Below are 1173 nucleotides of genomic sequence, written 5' to 3' on the forward strand. Positions count from 1 at the left end.
AAACCTACAAGGTTTTAGAAACCTTGCAGGTTGTGTAATTTAGTTATTGGTTCCTCCAGGTTTAGTAGCCTGTTTGATTAAGTCAGAAACCGTTTTTCCTTTATCAACTCCTGTATTGTGGATTCTTCTGTTGTAAACGTCCTGCCAATCAATCAATGGGTAAACATTGTTTTCTTTTGCTTGTTCGTCAAATAATTTTTGAAGCTCAGCTAGTTTTTCAGGATATTTTTTCGCCAGATTATTACGTTCGTTAAAGTCTTCGTTTAGATTGTATAATTCCCAAACATCTGTATCAAAATTGCTTGGAGCAGGTTTCTCATTGCTTCCCAAAGATTTTTTTACTGCAAAAGAATCTGGTAAATGTGCTGCAGAAGCTTTCCATCCGTCTTTGTAAATAGCTCTATTTCCGAAGATGTAGTAGTACTGAACTTTATGCAATGATTCAGCTTTAGGATTATCTAAAGAAGCTTGAAACGAAGAACCTTGAATGATATCTTGTTTGATTCCTTTGATGTATTCTGGAGCCTTAATTCCTGCAATAGCCAAAGTTGTAGGAAGCAAATCGGTTACATGGCTATATTGATTTCTGATTCCGCCTTTATCTTTAATTCCGTTTGGATAAAATACAATTAACGGGTTACGAGTTCCTCCTTCTGAATGTGCATCTTGTTTCCAGTTTTTGAAAGGAGCATTTGTAGCCTGAGCCCATCCCAAAGGATAATTGGTATTTAAACCTTTTGCTGTTCCGATTTCTCCAATATTATTCAAATTGCTTTGGAAATTCTCCTCATCTGTTTTTCCTTGAGCAAACAAACTCTGATTGATTGTTCCTTGTAGCGTTCCTTCTTTGCTAGCGCCGTTATCGCCAATAGCAACAAAAATTAAAGTATTATCCAATTGTCCGCTTTCTTTCAAATAGTTTACAACTCTTCCAATTTCGTAATCTGTGTACGTCAGGAATCCAGCGTAAACTTCCATAAATCTCGCATACACTTTCTTTTGGTCTGGAGTTAATTTTTTCCATTCTGTAATTAAAGCGTTACGATCTGGCAGTCCTGCATTTTGAGGAAATATTCCCAATTTCTTTTGGTTGGCCAATACTTTTTCACGGTAAACATCCCAACCTTCATCAAATTTTCCTTTATAAGGTTCAACCCATTTTTCGGCAACCTG

Annotated in this window: 1 protein-coding gene; it reads right to left on the minus strand. The window is 36.3% G+C overall.

What is annotated here, in order from left to right:
* Positions 1-39: 39 nt before the first annotated feature.
* On the minus strand, positions 40-1173 hold a 1134-nt coding region (locus B3J44_RS00765), incomplete at its 5' end, for a sulfatase-like hydrolase/transferase (protein WP_286964968.1).

This window comes from Flavobacterium sp. UBA4854, assembly GCF_002399805.1.
Taxonomy (GTDB): Bacteria; Bacteroidota; Bacteroidia; order Flavobacteriales; family Flavobacteriaceae; genus Flavobacterium; species Flavobacterium ginsengisoli.